The organism is Burkholderia puraquae (genome assembly GCF_002099195.1).
Taxonomy (GTDB): domain Bacteria; phylum Pseudomonadota; class Gammaproteobacteria; order Burkholderiales; family Burkholderiaceae; genus Burkholderia; species Burkholderia puraquae.
In genome coordinates this window covers 1-19,070 of the sequence record NZ_NBYX01000024.1, presented here as the reverse complement: position 1 = coordinate 19,070, position 19,070 = coordinate 1, and the positions used below count along the sequence as shown (strand labels likewise).

16 protein-coding genes are annotated in these 19,070 nt (G+C 67.5%); 6 read left to right on the top strand and 10 right to left on the bottom strand.

The annotated features are described in order from the left end of the window. Positions 1–119 precede the first annotated feature (119 nt). The 5 genes from B7G54_RS31550 to argS all read right to left on the bottom strand — a co-directional run bounded on the left by B7G54_RS31550 (position 120) and on the right by argS (position 6,447). Entirely contained in the window at positions 120–1,715 is a 1,596-nt protein-coding gene (locus tag B7G54_RS31550; protein ID WP_085042704.1) for an ABC transporter substrate-binding protein, read from the bottom strand. A 451-nt stretch (positions 1,716–2,166) separates the two neighbouring features. Continuing rightward, the gene (locus B7G54_RS31545; RefSeq protein ID WP_085042703.1) at positions 2,167–2,940 is read right to left on the bottom strand and encodes an SDR family oxidoreductase; all 774 of its coding nucleotides are present in this window, start codon (positions 2,938–2,940) and stop codon (positions 2,167–2,169) included. Positions 2,941–2,959: 19 nt separating this feature from the next. Continuing rightward, a complete protein-coding gene (locus tag B7G54_RS31540; protein ID WP_085042702.1) occupies positions 2,960–3,598 on the bottom strand; it encodes a thiol:disulfide interchange protein DsbA/DsbL in 639 nt (212 codons plus the stop codon). 69 nt (positions 3,599–3,667) lie between these two features. Then, complete coding sequence (locus B7G54_RS31535) at positions 3,668–4,573, bottom strand: SPOR domain-containing protein (protein WP_085042701.1); 906 nt, start codon at positions 4,571–4,573, stop codon at positions 3,668–3,670. A 92-nt stretch (positions 4,574–4,665) separates the two neighbouring features. Then, complete coding sequence (gene argS / locus B7G54_RS31530) at positions 4,666–6,447, bottom strand: arginine--tRNA ligase (RefSeq protein WP_085042700.1); 1,782 nt, start codon at positions 6,445–6,447, stop codon at positions 4,666–4,668. Positions 6,448–6,647: 200 nt separating this feature from the next. Between argS and B7G54_RS31525 the strand changes: the two genes are divergently transcribed. After that, entirely contained in the window at positions 6,648–6,971 is a 324-nt protein-coding gene (locus tag B7G54_RS31525) for a DUF1840 domain-containing protein (RefSeq protein WP_011353361.1), read from the top strand. 114 nt (positions 6,972–7,085) lie between these two features. Here B7G54_RS31525 and metH read toward each other — a convergent pair whose 3' ends face one another. From metH to B7G54_RS31495, 5 genes are all read right to left on the bottom strand, one after another. Then, positions 7,086–9,803: a methionine synthase gene (metH, locus tag B7G54_RS31520; protein ID WP_085042699.1), complete on the bottom strand. Its 2,718-nt coding sequence runs from the start codon at positions 9,801–9,803 to the stop codon at positions 7,086–7,088. A 41-nt stretch (positions 9,804–9,844) separates the two neighbouring features. Continuing rightward, entirely contained in the window at positions 9,845–10,912 is a 1,068-nt protein-coding gene (locus B7G54_RS31515) for a homocysteine S-methyltransferase family protein (protein WP_085042764.1), read from the bottom strand. Positions 10,913–11,115: 203 nt separating this feature from the next. Further along, a complete protein-coding gene (locus tag B7G54_RS31510) occupies positions 11,116–11,373 on the bottom strand; it encodes a BTH_I0359 family protein (protein ID WP_006477667.1) in 258 nt (85 codons plus the stop codon). Positions 11,374–11,627: 254 nt separating this feature from the next. After that, entirely contained in the window at positions 11,628–12,908 is a 1,281-nt protein-coding gene (locus tag B7G54_RS31500; RefSeq protein WP_085042698.1) for a DUF3108 domain-containing protein, read from the bottom strand. A 113-nt stretch (positions 12,909–13,021) separates the two neighbouring features. Beyond that, complete coding sequence (locus B7G54_RS31495) at positions 13,022–13,888, bottom strand: IclR family transcriptional regulator (RefSeq protein WP_085042697.1); 867 nt, start codon at positions 13,886–13,888, stop codon at positions 13,022–13,024. A 155-nt stretch (positions 13,889–14,043) separates the two neighbouring features. Between B7G54_RS31495 and B7G54_RS31490 the strand changes: the two genes are divergently transcribed. The 5 genes from B7G54_RS31490 to B7G54_RS31470 all read left to right on the top strand — a co-directional run. Then, positions 14,044–15,036 carry a fumarylacetoacetate hydrolase family protein gene (locus tag B7G54_RS31490; protein ID WP_085042696.1) on the top strand — a complete coding sequence of 331 codons (993 nt, stop codon included), beginning with the start codon at positions 14,044–14,046 and terminating at the stop codon, positions 15,034–15,036. A 137-nt stretch (positions 15,037–15,173) separates the two neighbouring features. Beyond that, positions 15,174–16,001 carry an enoyl-CoA hydratase/isomerase family protein gene (locus B7G54_RS31485; RefSeq protein WP_085042695.1) on the top strand — a complete coding sequence of 276 codons (828 nt, stop codon included), beginning with the start codon at positions 15,174–15,176 and terminating at the stop codon, positions 15,999–16,001. Positions 16,002–16,089: 88 nt separating this feature from the next. After that, positions 16,090–16,848 carry a PhaM family polyhydroxyalkanoate granule multifunctional regulatory protein gene (locus B7G54_RS31480; protein WP_085042694.1) on the top strand — a complete coding sequence of 253 codons (759 nt, stop codon included), beginning with the start codon at positions 16,090–16,092 and terminating at the stop codon, positions 16,846–16,848. Positions 16,849–16,872: 24 nt separating this feature from the next. Beyond that, the gene (locus tag B7G54_RS31475; RefSeq protein ID WP_085042693.1) at positions 16,873–18,099 is read left to right on the top strand and encodes a patatin-like phospholipase family protein; all 1,227 of its coding nucleotides are present in this window, start codon (positions 16,873–16,875) and stop codon (positions 18,097–18,099) included. Between the two features lie 466 nt (positions 18,100–18,565). Next, the coding region (locus B7G54_RS31470; protein WP_482764054.1) for a ferritin family protein at positions 18,566–19,070 on the top strand (505 nt) is incomplete at its 3' end.

Below are 19,070 nucleotides of genomic sequence, written 5' to 3'. Positions count from 1 at the left end.
TGTTCACTTTGGCTGGCGTCCGGTATGAGGAATGAGCGCGCAGTGTAGCAAGTGCGGCGCGCGGGCCGCAAGCGACGGCCCGACGCACCGTCGCTTGCGCGCCACGCGCGCGGGTCGCGTTACTGCACGGCGACGGTCGTGAAGTTCTGCCGGCCGAACGGGCTCACGTGATAGCCGCTCACGTTCGTGCGCGTGAGCGCGGCCGCGGTCGGATAGCCGAGCGGAATCCACAGCGCCTGGTCGTGGATGATCTTCTGCGCGGCTTCGTACAGCTTCGCGCGCTTGGCCTGGTCGGCGGTCGACTTGCCGTCGGCGATCAGCTTGTCGAGCTGCGTGTCGCAGAAGCGCGCGAAGTTGATGCCCGACTTCACCGCGTTGCAGCTGAACAGCGGCGACAGGTAGTTGTCCGGATCGCCGTTGTCGCCGGCCCAGCCCATGAACAGCATGTCATGCTGGCCGAGCTTCGCCTGCTTGATCAGCTCGCCCCATTCGATCACCTTGACTTCGGCCTTCACGCCGATCTTCGCGAGATCGGCCTGCAGCAGCTCCGCGCCGACCTTCGGATTCGGGTTCAGCACGCTACCGGTCGGGCGCGTCCAGATCGTCGTCGAGAAGCCGTTCGGGAAGCCGGCCTGCGCGAGCAACTGCTTGGCCTTCGCGGGATCGTACGCATACGGCGCGACATCCTTCGCGTAGCTCCACGTGTTCGGCGGATACGGGTTGTTCGCGGCCGTCGCGGTGTTGTCGAACACGACCTTCAGGTAGGTCGCGCGGTCGAACGCGAGGTTCAGCGCCTCGCGCACCTTGTCGTTGTCGAGCGGCTTCTTCTGCGTGTTCAATGCGACGAACGCGGTCATGAACGCAGGCGTCTGCACGACCTTCAGCGCGCTTTCACCCTTCGCGGCGAGCACGTCCTGCGGCTTCGGCGACAGCGCGACCTGGCATTCGCCGGCCTTTAGCTTCTGCAGTCGCACCGACGGGTCGGGGGTGATCGCATAGATCAGCCGGTCGACCTTCGGCTTCGCGCCCCAGTAGGTCGGGTTCGCGTCGTAGCGGATCAGCGCGTCTTTCGTGTAGCTCTTCAGCACGAACGGGCCGGTGCCGACCGGCTTCGCGTTCAGGTCGGCCTGCTTGCCGGCCTTCAGCAACTGGTCCGCGTATTCGGCCGAGTAGATCGACGCGAAGCCCATCGTCAGGATCGGCACGAACGTCGCGTTCGGCTCGTTCAGCACGAACTTCACCGTGCTGTCGTCGACCTTCGTGACCGACTTCACGAGCTTCACGAGGCCCATCGACTGCGCGTGCGGGAAGCCGCTCGCGCCGGCCACCTTGTGCCACGGGTTCGAATCGTCGAGCATCCGCGAGAACGTGAACACGACATCGTCCGCGTCGAGCGCGCGGCCCGGCTTGAAGTAGTCGGTGGTCTGGAACGCGACGTTCGGGCGCAGGTGGAACGTGTACGTGAGGCCGTCGGCGCTCGCCTCCCATTTGTCGGCGAGTGCGGGCACGACCTTCTTCGCGGCTTCGTCGTACGACACGAGCGTGTTGAAGATCACGTCGGCCGATGCGTTGGTGGTGACGAGCGAGTTGTACTGCACGACGTCGAAGCCGTCCGGGCTCGATTCCGTGCAGACGGTGAGCGGCTTGGCGGCGGCGAGGCCGGGGGCGGCGAGGGCGGCGGCGAGCGTGGCCGCGGCGAACAGCTTGACCTGCATAGGATCTCCCACGTGGCTTGTGTTTTTTGCTGGGTGACGGGATGCGGGCGCGGCCCGGAAGCGGGCAGGGCCGGCGCGGCTGGCGAATAGCATACCGTCAAAGCGCGCGACGCGTGAAAAAAGCGCCTGAACGCGGTGAATTGAACGAAAAACGGCTGCGTTCGCGACGGAACGGGTGTTGGGGCGGCGGGAAGAGGAGGGCTGGCGCTGGGGGCGCTGGACAGCGGTGCGGCGGGGACGGCGCGGGTGTGCCGTGAATCGAAGCATCGAAGCGGCTAGGCGTCGGTGCGGTGATGCATGGTGGCGGTGGGCGAAGCAGAGAAGCAGAGAAGCAGAGAAGCAGAGAAGCAGAGAAGCAGAGAAGCAGAGAAGCAGAGAAGCAGAGAAGCAGAGAAGCAGAGAAGCAGAGAAGCGGCCCGCGATACTTCATGCGGGCCGGTTCGTCGGCCGATCAGTGCGCGCCGGCTTTCGGCTTGCGCGGCGCCTTCTCGAACAGGCGGTCGTACAGCCAGCGCGGCAGTACGTGCAGCACCTTCGCGACGACGCCCATCTGCCACGGAATCACGCGGAACGCGTGCTGCCGCGCGATCGCCTGGGCTGCACGCGCGGCGAAGCGGTCGGCGTCCATCAGGAACGGCATCCGGTACGGGTTGTGTGCGGTCATCGGCGTGCGGATGTAGCCGGGCGCGATCGTCACGACGCCGACGCCGGCCGGCCGCAGCTCGACGCGCAGCGATTCGAGGTACTTGATCGCGGCCGATTTCGACGCGCTGTACGCGCCGGACCCAGGCAGGCCGCGCACGCCGGCGACGCTCGCGACGCCGACCAGCGTGCCGTGGCGCGCGGCCGTCATCGGGCCGACGAACGGCTCGAACGTCGCGACCATCCCGTAGTAGTTGATGTCCATCACGTCGCGGAACGTCGCGAGATCGCCCTGGCCCGTGACGGCGCCCTGGCTGATACCTGCGTTCGCGATCACGACGTCGGGGCAGCCGTGCGTCGCGATGAACGACGCGGCGGCCGTCGCGAGCGCGTCGGCGTCGCGCACGTCGGCGGAATAGACGGAGATGGACAGCTTCGGGAAGCGCCGCGCGAACGCATCGAGGGCATCGGTGCGTCGCGCGACGAGTGCGAGCGTGGCGCCCTGGCGGGCGTATTCCTCGGCCATCGCGAGGCCGAGGCCGCTCGATGCGCCGGTGATGAAGACCTTCAGCGGAGTAGTCATGCCGGCGCGCGGGCGGGGATCAGAGCTTCTTGTCCTGAACCTGCTTCACGAGGAAGTCGAGCACCTGGGCGGTGCCGGGGATGCTGTTCGTGTAGGCGGGGCCCGTCTTGTACTTGCCCTGGACGACGACCGTCGGCACGCCGTCGATCGCGTAGTCCTTCAGCAGCTTGGCCGACTGGTTCACTTCACCCTGCACGCTGAACGAGTTGTACGCGTCCGTGAACTGCTTCTTGTCGACGCCCTGCGTGGCCAGGAAGTCGGCCTGTGCCTGCGGCGTCAGCAGGTAGTTCTTCTGCTTGTGGATCGCGTTGAAGATCGCCGGCGTGACCTTCTCGGAGATGCCGAGCGCGGACACCGCGTAGAACAGCTTCGAGTGCGGGACGAAATCGTCACGGAATGCGACCGGGACGCGCTTGAAGTCGATGTTGTTGCCCTGCTTCTTCACCCAGGCCTCGATCGTCGGCTCGAATTCGTAGCAGTGCGGGCAGCCGTACCAGAAGAATTCGATCACCTCGACCTTGCCGGCCGGCGCGGACACCGGCTGCGGCGACTTCATCACCTCGAAGTCCTTGCCGGCGACCGGTGCGGCGGGCGAAGCCTGCGCGAGGCCGGCGGCCAGGCCTAGGGACAGAAGGAGCGTGCTAAGCAGTTTTTTCATGTTGTGAACGTCGAATCAGTTGCTCGGGTTACGGAACGTAACGGGTTCTGAGTGGGCTCGGCAGGTTGCTTACTGCTTCGTGAAACGGATCACCGCCGTGTCGACACCTGCATCGGACAGGCGCTGGCGGGCCGAGTTCATATCCTCGAACTTCGAGAACGGGCCGACACGCACGCGGAAATACGTCACGCCGCTGACATCGCGCTTCGACACCTTCGACTCGAAGCCCTGGAAGCCGAGGCGCGCGCGCTGCTGCTCGGCGTCGCCTTCCGTCTTGTACGCGCCCACCTGCAGGAAGTAGCCGGTATTCGCGTCGTTCGCGGTCGGCGGCTTCGCTGTCGCGGCGGCCGTGGCCGACGAGGTCGGCTTCGGCGTGTTCGCAGCCTGTTGCTGCTGTTGCTGCTTTTGCGCGGCGGCTTGCTGGGCCTGCTTCTGCGCGGCGAAGCGTGCGAGGTCGTCCTCGCCGCCTTGCTGCTGTTGCTGCTGCGCTTGCTGCGTCTTCTTCGGCGGCGGCGTGGTGTCGGCCGGCTTCGGCGCGACGGCGACGCCGTTGCCCGACGACGTATTGTTCGACGCGGTCGTATTGCTCGAACTGCCCGTGTTGTTCGAGCCGCTCGACCCGTTGGCCGACGGCGGCACTTCGACGATCTGCGGCTCGGGCAGCAGGCCGCCCTGGGTCTGGTTCGCGGCCTGGCCGGGCGCGGTGTTCGGCGGCGCGGGCTGTGCGGCCTGCGGCACCGGCTGGCCCGGCGTCTTGCCCTGCAGCGCGCGGTTCGGATCGAACTGCTGCGGCTGGCTCGCGCCGTTGTCGGCGGGCGGCGGCGCGACCTTCGACACGAACGGCGACGGGGAACGCGTGATGTAGAGCGCCACCACCACGGCGATCGCGAGGCCGACGATCAGGCCCAGCACGATTCCAAGAAATGTTCCTCCGGCTTGTTTCGATTGCTTCGAAGTTCGGCGTGGTTGTGCCATTGCTTGAGTCACCTGCAAAAAGAATCGTGAAAAGGCTGCGGCGGGCGCTCCTGCCGCAGCCATTCGCTGCCCGATTCGGGCCGCTTGCTGCCTTACATCTTGGCGGGCGCGGACACGCCGAGCACCGCCAGACCGTTCTCGAGCACCTGCCGGGTCGCGGCGAGGAGCGCGGCGCGCGCATTGCGCGGCGCTTCGTCGTCGACCAGCACGCGCTCCGCATTGTAGAACGAGTGGAATTCGCCAGCGAGGTCACGCAGGTAGAACGCAACCGCGTGCGGCGCCAGCTCGTTTGCCGCGTGCGTGAGCATGTCCGGGTACTCGGCCAGCTTCTGCATCAGCGACGCCGCTTGCGCGCTCGTCAGCTGCGACAGGTCGGCGCCCGGCAGCTGGGCAGCGTCGACGTTGTAGCGCGACTTCAGCTCGTTGAGCACCGAGCAGATCCGCGCATGCGCGTACTGGACGTAATAGACCGGGTTTTCGTCGTTCTGTTTCAGCGCGAGGTCGATGTCGAACACGAACTCGGTATCGGCCTTGCGCGAGATCAGGAAGAACCGCACCGCGTCGCGGCCGCGCGTGATGGTCGCTTCGTCGATCAGGTCGGGCGCTGCTTCCTGGCCCGCCGCCGCGCCACCCGACCATTCGATCAGGTCGCGCACCGTCACGTAGCTGCCCGCGCGCTTCGAGATCTTCACTTCCTGGCCGTCGCGCATCACGGTGACCATCTTGTGCAGCACGTAGTCGGGGTAGCCCTTCGGGATCCCGATGTGCAGGCCTTGCAGGCCGGCGCGCACGCGCGCGATCGTGCCGTGGTGGTCCGAACCCTGGATGTTGATCACCTTCGTGAAGCCGCGCTCCCACTTCGTCACGTGGTACGCGACGTCCGGCACGAAGTACGTGTACGTGCCGTCCGACTTGCGCATCACGCGATCCTTGTCGTCGCCTTCGTCGGTCGTGCGCAGCCACAGCGCGCCGTCCTGCTCGTAGGTCATGCCGGCCTTGATCAGCGCGTCGACCGTCTTCTCGACCCGGCCTTCGCTGTACAGCGACGACTCGAGGTAGTACTGGTCGAACTTCACGCCGAACGCCTGCAGGTCCATGTCCTGCTCGCGACGCAGGTACGTGACCGCGAACTTGCGGATCGCGTCGAGATCCTCGACGTCGCCCGTGCCCTTGACCGGCTCGCCGTCCGACGCGGCGACCGTCTCGCCGTTCAGGAAGTCGCGTGCGATGTCGGCGATGTATTCGCCGTTGTACGCGGCTTCCGGCCAGCCCGCGTCGCCCGGCTTCAGGCCGCGTGCGCGCGCCTGCGTCGAGATCGCGAGGTTGCCGATCTGCACGCCCGCGTCGTTGTAGTAGAACTCGCGGTGCACCGCGTAGCCCTGGCTCGCGATCACGTTCGCGAGCACGTCGCCGAGCGCGGCCTGGCGGCCGTGGCCGACGTGCAGCGGGCCGGTCGGGTTGGCCGACACGAATTCGAGCAGTACTTGCTTGCCTTTCTCGCGATCCGACGTGCCGAACGCGCGGCCCTGGTCGAACACGGCGGCGATCACCGCCTGCTTCGCGGCGGCCGACAGGCGCAGGTTGATGAAGCCGGGGCCGGCGATCTCGGCGGCTTCGACGAGGCCTTGCGCGCCCGGCTGGGCGGTGAGGGCTGCGACGATCTGCTCGGCGAGCTGGCGCGGGTTCGTGCCGAGCGGCTTTGCGAGCTGCATCGCGACGTTGCACGCGACGTCGCCGTGCGCGGCGACCTTCGGGCGCTCCAGCGTGATGACGGGGGCGACGAACGCCGCGTCGGCGCCTTTCAGCGCGTGTGCGACCTGCTTGACGCTATCCGCGAGCAGGGCTTCGAGGGTCTGTTTGTGTGCTGGCAGCATGCTGGTAGAAGGCTTCGTTGGTGGCGGCCGGAAACGCCGGCCCGCCGGCACGCTTTTTAAGCGCGCGTTTCAGGGATCGCAGAATTTTAACAGGTGCTAATATGCCGCTCAGGCGGCCCGCGTCCGCGAGGCCGGACGCCGGTCTGCCGGCGTTCCCCAACCGCGTCGCGCAGGCACAACAAGATGAAAAGGGAATTGTCATGATTACGTTCAAGAGCAAGGCGGCACAGGATCTCGACGTGCTGAAGGATTTCGCCGTGTATGTGCTGGGTCTCGTCGGCAAGCAGCTGGGCGAGCGCGGAGTGATTACGCACGACGAACTGGACCACGCGATCGCCAAGCTGGAAGGCGCGGTCGCGCAGGCGAAGCAGGAGCGCGCCGAGCACGCCGGCCATTTCCACGAGGACGAAGCCGACCACGCGCACCACGAAGTGCCGCCGAGCCTGGCGCAGCGCGTCGCACCCTTCCTCACGATGCTGCGCGAAGCGAAAGCCGGCGAAGCCGACGTGCACTGGGGTTTCTGAGCCTTCTTGGCCGGCCGTCCGAAAGGATCGAAAGGCAGAAAAAAGCCCGCTTCCGAGCGGGCTTTTTCTTTTGTCTGACGATAGCGCGCGGCAGCGCGCCCGTCGAAGGGACGATCAGAGCTGCGGCGCGAGCGCGCGGCGCGCGTCGTCGAGCGACAGCGCCATGCGCTGCGCATAGTCCTCGAGCTGATCCTGCCCGATTTTGCCGACCGAGAAATACGTGCTGTCCGGATGCGCGAGATAGAAGCCCGACACGCTCGCGGCCGGCAGCATCGCCAGCGAGTCGGTCACGCTCATGCCGATCTCGTCCGCGCGCAGCACGTCGAACATGTCGCGCTTCACGAGGTGGTCGGGGCAGGCCGGGTAGCCGGGTGCCGGGCGGATGCCTGCGTACTTTTCCGCGATCAGCGCATCGTTGTCGAGCGTTTCGCCGCTCGCGTAGCCCCACAGCTCGCGCCGCACGCGTGCGTGCATCGCTTCCGCGAATGCTTCCGCGAAGCGGTCGGCGAGCGCCTTCAGCATGATCGCGCTGTAGTCGTCGTGGTCGGCTTCGAACTGCTTTTCCTTCACGTCGACGCCGAGGCCGGCCGTCACCGCGAACATTCCGATGTAATCGGCGACGCCCGATTCCTTCGGCGCGATGAAGTCGGCGAGCGAGCGGTTCGGCCGCATCACGCCGTCGACCACGGGGCGCACGCTCTGCTGGCGCAGGTTGCGCCACGTGAGCAGCACTTCCGAGCGCGACTCGTCGCTGTAGATCTCGATGTCGTCGCCGTTGACGGTATTCGCCGGCAGCAGCGAGATCACGCCGCTCGCGGTCAGCCAGCGGCCCTGGATCAGGCGCGCGAGCATCGATTTCGCGTCGGAGAACACGCGGCGCGCCGATTCGCCGACGATCTCGTCGTTCAGGATCGCCGGGTACGGGCCCGCGAGATCCCAGGTCTGGAAGAACGGGCCCCAGTCGATGTAGTTCGCGAGCTCGTTCAGGTCGTAGTTCTTGAATACGCGGCGGCCGATGAACTTCGGCTTCACGGGCTGGTAGCCCGCCCAGTCGATCTTGGTCTTGTTCGCGCGGGCCTCGGCGAGCGTGACCATCGGCTGCGCCTTGCGGTTCGCGTGCTGGTCGCGGATGCGTTCGTAGTCGGACTTCAGCTCGTCGAGGTACTTCGCCGCGCCTTCGTCGGACAGCAGGCTCGACGCGACCGACACCGAGCGCGACGCGTCCGGCACGTAGACCACCGGGCCTTCGTAGTGCGGCGCGATCTTCACGGCCGTGTGCACGCGCGAGGTGGTCGCGCCGCCGATCAGCAGCGGGATCTTCTTCACGCGGAAGTAGTCGTCGCGCTGCATTTCGGACGCGACGTACGCCATTTCCTCCAGGCTCGGCGTGATGAGGCCAGACAGCCCGATGATGTCCGCGCCCTCGACCTTCGCCTTCGCGAGGATCTCGTTGCACGGGACCATCACGCCCATGTTGACGACTTCGAAGTTGTTGCACTGGAGCACGACCGACACGATGTTCTTGCCGATGTCGTGCACGTCGCCCTTCACGGTCGCGATGACGATCTTGCCCTTCGCGCGCACGTCGCCGCCCGCTTCCGCGAGCAGGCGCTTTTCTTCCTCGATGAACGGGATCAGGTGCGCGACCGCCTGCTTCATCACGCGCGCCGATTTCACGACCTGCGGCAGGAACATCTTGCCCTGGCCGAACAGGTCGCCGACGATGTTCATCCCGTCCATCAGCGGCCCTTCGATCACGTTGATCGGGCGCCCGCCCGCCGCGTCGATCTTCGCGCGCACTTCTTCGGTATCCTCGACGATGAAGGTCGTGATGCCGTGCACGAGCGCGTGCGAGAGCCGCTTCTCGACCGGCTGGTTGCGCCACTCGAGGTTCTCTTCCTTCTTCGCGCCCCCCGCCTTGAACTTGTCGGCGATCTCGAGCAGGCGGTCGGTCGAATCGTCACGGCGGTTCAGGATCACGTCCTCGACACGCTCGCGCAGCTCAGCGTCGAGATCGGCGTACACGCCGAGCTGGCCCGCGTTCACGATGCCCATGTCCATCCCCGCCTGGATCGCGTGGTACAGGAACACGGTGTGGATCGCCTCGCGCACCGGGTCGTTGCCGCGGAACGAGAACGACACGTTCGACACGCCGCCGCTCACCTTCGCGTACGGCAGGTTCTGCTTGATCCAGCGGGTCGCCTCGATGAAATCGACCGCGTAGTTGTTGTGCTCCTCGATGCCGGTCGCGACCGCGAAGATGTTCGGGTCGAAGATGATGTCTTCCGGCGGGAAGCCGACTTCGTTCACGAGGAAGTCGTACGAGCGCTTGCAGATCTCGGTCTTGCGCGCGTACGTATCGGCCTGGCCCGTCTCGTCGAATGCCATCACGACGGCCGCCGCGCCATAGCGGCGGATCAGGTTCGCGTGGTGGCGGAACGCCTCCTCGCCTTCCTTCAGCGAGATCGAGTTCACGATCGCCTTGCCCTGCACGCACTTGAGGCCCGCCTCGATCACGTCCCACTTCGATGAGTCGATCATGATCGGCACGCGCGCGATGTCCGGCTCCGATGCGATGAGATTCAGGAAGCGCACCATCGCCGCCTTCGAATCGAGCATCGCCTCGTCCATGTTGATGTCGATCACCTGCGCGCCGTTCTCGACCTGCTGGCGCGCGACGGCGAGCGCCTCGTCGAACTGGCCGTTGAGGATCATGCGTGCGAACGCCTTCGAGCCGGTGACGTTGGTGCGTTCGCCGACGTTGATGAAGAGCGTCCCGGACGTGACGTTGAACGGCTCGAGGCCGGCGAGGCGCATCATGTGATCGGTCATGGCGGTGCGAATTCTGGTGATGAAGGGCGTGGGCGGTCGGGTCAGGCGTTGTCGCTGTACTGGTTCGGCCAGCGGCGCGGCTTCACGTCGGCGAGCGCCTTCGCGATCTCGGCGATGTGTTCGGGCGTCGTGCCGCAGCAGCCGCCCGCGAGGTTCACGAGACCGGCTTGCGCGAATTCCTTCAGGAGGCCCGACGTGACGTCCGGCGTCTCGTCGAAACCCGTGTCGCTCATCGGGTTCGGCAGGCCCGCGTTCGGGTAGCACGACACGTAGGTGTCGCACAGCTTCGCGAGCTCGGCGATGTACGGGCGCATCAGCGCCGCGCCGAGCGCGCAGTTCAGGCCGAACGTGAGCGGCTTCGCGTGGCGCAGCGAATTCCAGAATGCCTCGACCGTCTGGCCCGACAGGATCCGGCCCGACGCATCGGTGACGGTGCCCGAGATCATGATCGGCAGGCGCTCGCCGGTGTCCTCGAACAGCTCGTCGAGCGCGAACAGTGCGGCCTTCGCGTTCAGCGTGTCGAAGATCGTCTCGACGAGGAACAGGTCGACGCCGCCGTCGAGCAGCGCCTTCGCCTGCTGGTAGTACGACGCGCGCAGCTCGTCGAACGTGACGTTGCGTGCGCCCGGGTCGTTGACGTCCGGCGAGATGCTCGCCGTTTTCGGCGTCGGCCCGATCGCGCCCGCGACGAAGCGCGGTTTGTCGGGCGTCGCGTATTTCGCGGCCGCTTCGCGTGCGAGCTTCGCCGATTCGATATTCATCTCGACGACGAGATCTTCCATCCCGTAGTCGGCCTGCGCGACGGTCGTCGCGCCGAACGTGTTGGTCTCGACGATGTCGGCGCCGGCCGCGAAGTACTGGTCGTGGATCTCGCGGATGATCTGCGGCTGCGTGATCGACAGCAGCTCGTTGTTGCCCTTGATGTCGCGCGGGAAATCCTTGAAGCGCTCGCCGCGATAGGCGGCTTCGTCGAGCTTGTAGCGCTGGATCATCGTGCCCATCGCGCCGTCGAGAATCAGGATCCGCGATTTCAGCAGCGCAGGCAGAGCGGCGCCGCGCGTGTAGGGTGCGTCGAGCGGGACGGAGGCGGCGAGAGGAGTCGCAGACATGGGCGAAAGACCGGCGAAGACGGGAAAACCGTCATTGTAGCCGGTGCGCATGGGGCCCGCCCGGCCTTGCGCCGCGCCGGTCGGGCCGCCCAATGAAAAACCCCCGCCTGGCGAACCGGGCGGGGGCATGATCGGAGTGCACGCGGCGCCGCGTCGATGCGCGGCGAATGGCCCGGCCGCGCAAGGCGCCGGGCCGCGGGTCGTCAGTGCAGCACGACGGGCATCATCATCAGGCTGTCGAATTGTCCGAGGAATTCGTCGACTTCGTCGAGCGACGGCTCGTCCTCGATCAACTGCTTCACGTGCGCGCGGAATCGTTCGGCAAGTTCGCCGTCGATGAAGATTTCGCGCTGCGCGTTCTTGTCGACGATTTCATATCCGCCGGCATTCATCAGGTGATGGCCGGCCTGCGGCGCGAATTCGACGACGCAGTAGTTGGGGCTGTTGTAGATCATTTGCATGGCGGCACTCCTCTTCGCAGTGGCATCTGGCCTTGTTGTCCCCTAGGTGGGGTGAGCCTTGCCGGTTTCAAGGGGCTTGCGCTGCACACCCCGTTCCCGTGTGCGTGGGGTGTATCGGTTAGAAGCCGATGTCTATGAAACGTTTCCCATTGTCTGCCGGTGGACTGAAATAGTTGTTAAAGAGTGTCATCGGCGATTTCACGGAAATCTGTAATCGGTCGAAATTGCCGAATCGCGCGCGTCCGCTCGCGAGTTCACTGTGTGACAGGCGGTGTGACAGGGGATGGCGCGGATGGTGCAGCCGGTTGTGCCGGCGGTTGCACGGTAGCCGGCGGTGCGGGTTGTGCCGGTTCCGTGGCGGGAGCGGCCGATGCGTCGGGCGTCGTTGCACCGGCGGGCGCATGCGTGGCGCCGCCTGCCGGGTCCGCGTCGGGCGGCGCGTCTGGCGCCGCGAGCCGGCCATGCCACAACAGCTCGATCTGCGCGCCGTTCGGTTCGGTCTGCACGAGCCGCGCGGGCAGCCAGCCGAGCGACGGCGCGAGCCACATGTCGATGCGGCGCGTGTCGCCGTCGCGCCGCGGCAGGCGCATGAAGTGCCGCGCGCCGATGATGCCCGTCTGCGTCTGCACCTGCTCGTCGCCGATCACGGTGATCGGCCAGGTCTCGCCACTGTTGTTGTCGATCACGGAGAACTGCTGCGTGACGCCCGGCTTGTATGCAGAGGGATTGCCCCGCACGAGCCCCGACAGCTGCATCAGCATGCTGAAGCGGTCTTGCACGCCGTCGGGCAGCGGCGCGTTGTTCGGCGTGCGCGTGAACACGACCTGCCGGATCTCGCGGTTGAAGATCGCGATGTCTTCCGGCCGCTTGCCACGCTTCTCGACGTAACGGTCGGGGGCGACGCCGAACGCGTCGATGCGGCCTTCGCTGCGATAGGTGAACGGGCCGACGAACGGCACGGGCATCGACACCGACAGATCGTAGGTGCGCCCGTCGGTGCGCCAGTGGATCGTGCCGATCATGTTCTGCATGCCGTTGTAGAACGTGTCGTACTGCAGGTCGCCGGAGGGCGGCGCGTTGAACTTCACGCCGTTCGTCGCGGGGCCCGGCGTTGCGGCGCTGGCGGCGCCGGCGGCGGACGCGGCATGTGCGCCCGACGCGCCTGGCACATCACTCGCCGCAGACGCGGCGGCCGGCGGCTCGCCGCGTTCGGCCGTCTGTGTCGACGTGAGGACCGGCTCCGGCGCGGGTTTCGGTGCGGCGGCCTTGGGCTTCGCCGGCGCGGGTGCGGCCGGACGCTCGACCGGCTTCGGCGCGGGCGGCGCGGGCTGGCGCTCGATCGGTTGCGGTTTCAGCAGTTCGATCTGCACGGGGACTTCGGCGGGCGTGGGCGGCGTGAACGCATCGCGATTGCGCATCAGCCAGAATGCGGCGAGCGCGTGCAGCGCCAGCACGACGACGAGCGCAATGCCCACGCGCAGCCAGCGGCGGGGCAAGACGTGACTCGGGCGGAGGTCGGCAGGCTGCATGGGCATCGGAACAGGATCGGGGCACTCGCGTGACGTCGGGCGCGCAAGCGCGCCACAGGAATCGGACTGTCGAATGCGCAGCGCGTTCGCGCCGTGTGACGCGGCGGGTACCGCGTGCGTCAGGCGTCGCGCGCGTCGGGACTATAGCCGAGTTCGTAAGACAATTTCTGCGCGCAGGCGCGCAGCGCCGTGTCGATCTCGCCGCCCCATGCAATGTCGAACGAGCCTTCCTGGCCGAGCGCGACGATCGCGAGCGCGAGTTCGCCGACCGCATCGAACACGGGCATGCAGAACGCGTGGATCGTCGGCAGCAGCATCCCTTCGACGCGCGCGGCCTCGTGCTGGCGCACGTCGGCGAGCACTGCGTCGACCTCGTCGAGTGTGCGCGGGCCGCCGTGGTGCGGCGAGCGGCGCGTATCGGCGAGTTCGCGCTCGAGCATCGCGGCGGTCTTGCTGCGCGGCAGGTACGCGGCGAACAGCAGCCCTGTCGCGGAGCCGAGCAGCGGCATCACGTCGCCGAGCTTCAGCGACGCCTTCGCCGGGTGGCTCGATTCCATCCAATGCACGATCGTCGGCCCCTGGTTGCCCCATACCGCGATGCCGACCGTCTGGTCGAGGCGGTCGCGGAATTCGGTCAGCGCGATCCGCGCGAGCTTCACGCCGTCGACGCGCGCGAGCCGCGCGAGCCCCATCTGCAGCGCGAAGCCGCCGAGCTCGTAGCGGCCCGAGACGGGATCCTGCGACACCACGCCGAGCCGCGAAAAGCTGACGAGGTAGCGGTGCGCCTTCGCAGGACTCATGCCCGCACGCTGCGCGAGGTCGCGCAGCATCATCGCGCGCGGCTCGCTCGTCAGCACGTCGAGCAGGCGGAAGCCGACCTCGATCGACTGGATGCCGGAACGGACCTTCTCGCCGTGCTCGCCGGAGGCGGCGTCGTCGGTGTCGGAGTCGGCGAGATCGTCGTCGGGAAGCGGGCTGGCGGGCATGGGCAGAAGGTGCGCGAAAATGCGGCAGGGATCGGTCTGGAAATCGGGCCGAAAAATCGGGGCGAAAACGGCGCGCGCAATCGCAGCGCGCCGCAGGGATTCACCATCGTAAAATAGATTCCCTCCATCGTCACTACAACGGCAGAGTCCCCCTTATGAAACTTGCTTCGCTGAAGGACGGCACGCGCGACGGCCAGCTGATCGTCGTATCGCGCGACCTGCACACCGCGGCGATCGCCGACGCGATCGCGCCGACGCTGCAGCGCGTCCTCGACGACTGGGCGTTCTACGCGCCGCAGCTGCGCGACCTGTACGACGCGCTGAACCACGGCCGCGCGCGCAATTCCTTCGCGTTCGATCCGGCCAACTGCATGGCGCCGCTGCCGCGCGCGTTCCAGTGGGCCGACGGCTCCGCATACGTGAACCACGTCGAGCTCGTGCGCCGCGCGCGCGGCGCGGAGATGCCGCCCGAATTCTGGACCGACCCGCTGATGTACCAGGGCGGCAGCGACGATTTCCTTGGGGCCCGCGACGACGTCGTGTGCCCGTCCGAGGAGTGGGGCATCGATTTCGAGGCGGAAGTCGCGGTGATCACCGGCGACGTGCGGATGAGCGCGACGCCCGACGAAGCGCTGAAGGCCGTGCGGCTCGTCACGCTCGTGAACGACGTGTCGCTGCGCAACCTGATTCCGGCCGAGCTGGCGAAGGGCTTCGGCTTCTTCCAGAGCAAGCCGGCCACTGCGTTCGCGCCGGTCGCCGTGACGCCCGACGAGCTCGGTGACGAATGGCGCGAAGGCCGCGTGCACCGGCCGATGATCGTCCACTGGAACGGCAAGAAGGTCGGCCAGCCCGATGCGGGCACCGACATGGTGTTCCATTTCGGCCAGCTGATTGCGCATGCGGCGAAGACGCGCAACCTGCGTGCCGGCTCGATCGTCGGCTCGGGCACGGTGTCGAACAAGGATGCGAAGCGCGGCTACTGCTGCATCGCCGAGAAGCGCTGCCTGGAGACGATCGAGCACGGCGCGCCGCAGACCGAATTCATGCGCTATGGCGACACCGTGCGCATCGAGATGTTCGACGCGGCCGGCAAGTCGATCTTCGGCGCGATCGAGCAGTCGGTCGCCCCGCCCGACGGCGCGGCATAAGTCGCGCGGAGCACGCAGCGCTTCGCTGCCGCGAAACCCGGGCCCGGCCCGCGCGCCGGGTTTCGCCTGATGTTTGCCCGCGCGGGCTTGGCTACACTCGATTCAAGGGTTCAAGAGCCTCGAGCAAGGAGCAGCACATGGCCAATCTCGCCGCGTACGGCGGTTACGAAGCACTGAAGGTGACGCGCCGCGACCATGGCGTGCTCGACATCGTGATGAGCGGCGAGGGCGCGAACCGCAGCGGCCTCGCGACCGCGAACGCACGCATGCATCGCGAGCTCGCCGACATCTGGCGCGACGTCGACCGCGATCCCGACACGCGCGTCGCGGTGATCCGCGGCGAAGGCAAGGGCTTCTCGGCGGGCGGCGATCTCGCGCTCGTCGAGGACATGGCGAACGACTTTGACGTGCGCGCCCGCGTGTGGCGCGAGGCGCGCGACCTCGTCTACAACGTGATCAACTGCAGCAAGCCGATCGTATCGGCGATGCATGGCCCGGCCGTCGGCGCGGGGCTCGTCGCCGGGCTGCTCGCCGACATCTCGATCGCCGCGAAGGATGCGCGCATCATCGACGGCCACACGCGGCTCGGCGTCGCGGCCGGCGACCACGCGGCGATCGTGTGGCCGCTGCTGTGCGGGATGGCGAAGGCGAAGTACTACCTGATGCTGTGCGAACCGGTGAGCGGCGAGGAGGCCGAGCGGATCGGGCTGGTATCGCTCGCGGTCGAGCCGGCCGACCTGCTGCCGAAGGCCTACGAAGTGGCCGAGCGGCTCGCGCACGGTTCGCAGTCGGCGATCCGCTGGACCAAGTACGCATTGAACAACTGGCTGCGCACGGCCGGGCCGACCTTCGATACGTCGCTCGCGCTCGAATTCATGGGCTTCGCGGGGCCCGACGTGCAGGAAGGCATTCGTTCGCTGCGCGAGCGGCGCCCGCCCGAGTTCCCCGGCGACGCGCCGTTCTGACACGCGCTGGCGCTATGATCGACCCAGGCGCGGCTCGCGCGACACATGGCGGCCGCCTCGCTCTCACCCAGTCAACCAGGATGCCCGTATGACGACCGATGCCTCCGGCTCCAACCCTTTCGCCGGCTTTGCCGGCTTCAAGCCCGCCGACATGATGGACCGGATGTGGGACATGATGCGGATGTCGCCGTTCGGCGGGATGACGTCATTTCCGGGCGCCACGCAAGGGCTGCCGCCATCGCTGTCGAGCATGTCCGACATGATGGCGCCGCTCACGAGCGTCGAGGAACTCGACAAGCGGATCACCGATCTGCGCGCGGTCGAGCAGTGGCTGAAGCTCAATCTCGGCATGCTGCAGTCCGCGATCCAGGCGCTCGAGGTGCAGCGCGCGACGCTCGCGACGCTGCGTGCGTTCGGCGCGTTCGCGCAGAGCTCGATGTCGGCGGCCGAGGAAGCGGCCGTCGCGGCCGCGCATGCGGCGAAACACGCGTCGGCGTCGCCGGACGCACCGCCGGCACCGGATGCCGACGCTGCGGATGCCGCGGCGGGTGACGCCGCACAGCAGGCCTTCGATCCCGCCGGCTGGTGGAACCTGCTGCAGTCGCAGTTCAACCAGCTCGCGAGCCTCGCGATGGCGCAGCCGGGCATGCAGCCCGCCGCGCCGGGCGATGCGCCGCCGGACGCGGCCGCTGCGCCGGAGCAGGCCGCGAAGCCGGCGCCGGCCGCCGCCGCGCCGCGCAAGCCCGCCACGAAGCGCGCGAAATCGACCGCGGCGGCTGGTTCGGCCGCGGCGCGCGCGGCAGCCGCATCGTCGCCCGAAACCCGTCCGCCGAAGCGCTCGACGTGACGCGGCGCAAGTAGCAGGTCGATCATGCGGCTCGCGCTCGTTCTGATGGGAGGCGGCGCACGTGCCGCCTATCAGGTCGGCGTGCTGAAGGCGCTGGCCGAGATCGCGCGCGAGGCCGATCCGCAGCGGCACACGCTGCCGTTCGCGGTCGTGTGCGGCTCGTCGGCCGGCGCGATCAACGCGACGTCGATCGCGAGCCACGCGGACGACTTTTCCCACGGCGTGCGGCGCCTGCTCGAATTCTGGGAGCCGTTGCGCGCCGACTACGTGTATCGCACCGACTGGCTCGGCATAGCGGCCGCGGGCGCGCGCTGGCTCGCCGCGATGACCTTCGGCTGGGCGGCGCGCCGCTCGCCGCGCGGGCTGCTCGACAACGCGCCGCTCGCACACCTGCTGCAGCGCGAGCTGAGTTTCCACCGGATCGAGCAGATGCTCGAGGCGCGCCTGCTGCACGCGCTGGCGGTCACCGCGCTCAGCTATTCGAGCGGGCGGCACCTCACGTTCTACCAGGCGGCGCAGCCGATCCAGGCGTGGCGGCGCGCGCAGCGCACCGCGCGGCTCGTCGACCTGTCGGCGTCGCACCTGCTTGCGTCGTCGGCGATTCCGTTCGTGTTCCCGGCCGTGCCGCTCGTGCTCGACGGGCAGATCGAATACTTCGGCGACGGATCGATCCGGCAGATCGCGCCGCTGTCGCCGGCAATCCACTTCGGTGCGGACCGGATCGTCGTGGTCGGCGCGGCCGACCCGCGGCCCGAGATTCCGGCCGCGAACGGCGCCGGGCGGGTGCGCGGCTACCCGACGCTCGCGCAGATCGGCCAGCAGGTGCTCGCGAGCGTGTTCCTCGACTCGATCGGCTCGGACATCGAGCGCATCGAGCACATCAACCGGATGATCGAGCACCTGCCGCACCAGGTCGAGGTGGACAGCGGCTGGCGGCACGTCGACGTGCTCGCGATCGCCCCGTCCGAGCGCATCGAGCTGATCGCCGCGAAGCACCTGAAGCAGATGCCCGCGACGATCCGCGGGCTGCTCGGCGCGGTCGGCGGCAGCCAGCCGGCCGGCGCGTCGTTCGCGAGCTACCTGCTGTTCGAGGAGGCGTTCACGCGCGAACTGATCGAGCTCGGCTACCGCGACGGGCGTGCGCAGTGCGACACGCTCGCCGGCTGGATCGCGCTGGCGGATGGCGGCAGCGCACCGGCCGCCGGCATGCCGCCGGAAGACGGCCTCGCGACCGGCGAAATACGGGTCTGATGCGCAAGGAGGGTGCAAGGTTGCGTTTTCGCGACGGTCGGCCGCGACCGATCGCCGCACCGCGATTGGCGGCGCACGACCGGGCAGGCGTCTCGGAACCGTCATGCACGCGTGCTATCATGGCCGCCGCCGTATACACCATATCGAACAGCCCGCCGATCCGGCATCCGCACGGGACCCTTCGGGGAACCCGCCTGGGGCAGGGGACGGGCTCGTCAACGAGCCGGCCAGCGCCGGCCCCCACTCAGGCAAGCGCAGCCGGTTCCGCTCGAGCGGAGCGCGGCTGCGGCATGCCGCAACGGCGGCGGCGCGGCCGCCCGGCTGCCGGACGAGCAATCGGCGTCCGGCGGGTCGGTTTCACGCGTAAAATTACAGTCTTGGCTGCAAAAAGCGCGCTTGGCGCGCCTTTGGCGGCAACAGTCACGTTTAGAGAAGTCGCATTGCGCAGAACAGGGGTGGGACCATCATGAACACGATGCTTTATCCGGAACTTTACAGATCGCTCGAGGCTGTCCGCTGGGACATGGAGAAGGACATTCCGTGGGACAAGTTCGACGCTTCGCTGCTCACCGACGAGCAGGCGAAGACGATCAAGATGAACGCGATCACCGAATGGTCGGCGCTGCCCGCGACGGAAATGTTTCTGCGCGACAACCAGCACGACAGCGACTTTTCCGCGTTCATGAGCGTGTGGTTCTTCGAGGAGCAGAAGCATTCGCTCGTGCTGATGGAATACCTGCGCCGCTTCAAGCCGGAAATGGTGCCGACCGAGGAGGAACTGCACGCGGTGCGTTTCCAGTTCGACCCGGCGCCCCCGCTCGAGACGCTGATGCTGCACTTCTGCGGCGAGATCCGCCTGAACCACTGGTACCGCTGCGCGGCCGACTGGCACACCGAGCCCGTCATCAAGCAGATCTACGAAACGATCTCGCGCGATGAGGCACGCCACGGCGGCGCGTACCTGCGCTACA

Coding starts and splice junctions, on each gene's coding strand:
- B7G54_RS31550 (WP_085042704.1), bottom strand. CDS start 1,715: ATGCAGGTCAAGCTGTTCGCCGCGGCCACGCTCGCCGCCGCCCTCGCC.
- B7G54_RS31545 (WP_085042703.1), bottom strand. CDS start 2,940: ATGACTACTCCGCTGAAGGTCTTCATCACCGGCGCATCGAGCGGCCTC.
- B7G54_RS31540 (WP_085042702.1), bottom strand. CDS start 3,598: ATGAAAAAACTGCTTAGCACGCTCCTTCTGTCCCTAGGCCTGGCCGCC.
- B7G54_RS31535 (WP_085042701.1), bottom strand. CDS start 4,573: ATGGCACAACCACGCCGAACTTCGAAGCAATCGAAACAAGCCGGAGGA.
- argS (WP_085042700.1), bottom strand. CDS start 6,447: ATGCTGCCAGCACACAAACAGACCCTCGAAGCCCTGCTCGCGGATAGC.
- B7G54_RS31525 (WP_011353361.1), top strand. CDS start 6,648: ATGATTACGTTCAAGAGCAAGGCGGCACAGGATCTCGACGTGCTGAAG.
- metH (WP_085042699.1), bottom strand. CDS start 9,803: ATGACCGATCACATGATGCGCCTCGCCGGCCTCGAGCCGTTCAACGTC.
- B7G54_RS31515 (WP_085042764.1), bottom strand. CDS start 10,912: ATGTCTGCGACTCCTCTCGCCGCCTCCGTCCCGCTCGACGCACCCTAC.
- B7G54_RS31510 (WP_006477667.1), bottom strand. CDS start 11,373: ATGCAAATGATCTACAACAGCCCCAACTACTGCGTCGTCGAATTCGCG.
- B7G54_RS31500 (WP_085042698.1), bottom strand. CDS start 12,908: ATGCCCATGCAGCCTGCCGACCTCCGCCCGAGTCACGTCTTGCCCCGC.
- B7G54_RS31495 (WP_085042697.1), bottom strand. CDS start 13,888: ATGCCCGCCAGCCCGCTTCCCGACGACGATCTCGCCGACTCCGACACC.
- B7G54_RS31490 (WP_085042696.1), top strand. CDS start 14,044: ATGAAACTTGCTTCGCTGAAGGACGGCACGCGCGACGGCCAGCTGATC.
- B7G54_RS31485 (WP_085042695.1), top strand. CDS start 15,174: ATGGCCAATCTCGCCGCGTACGGCGGTTACGAAGCACTGAAGGTGACG.
- B7G54_RS31480 (WP_085042694.1), top strand. CDS start 16,090: ATGACGACCGATGCCTCCGGCTCCAACCCTTTCGCCGGCTTTGCCGGC.
- B7G54_RS31475 (WP_085042693.1), top strand. CDS start 16,873: ATGCGGCTCGCGCTCGTTCTGATGGGAGGCGGCGCACGTGCCGCCTAT.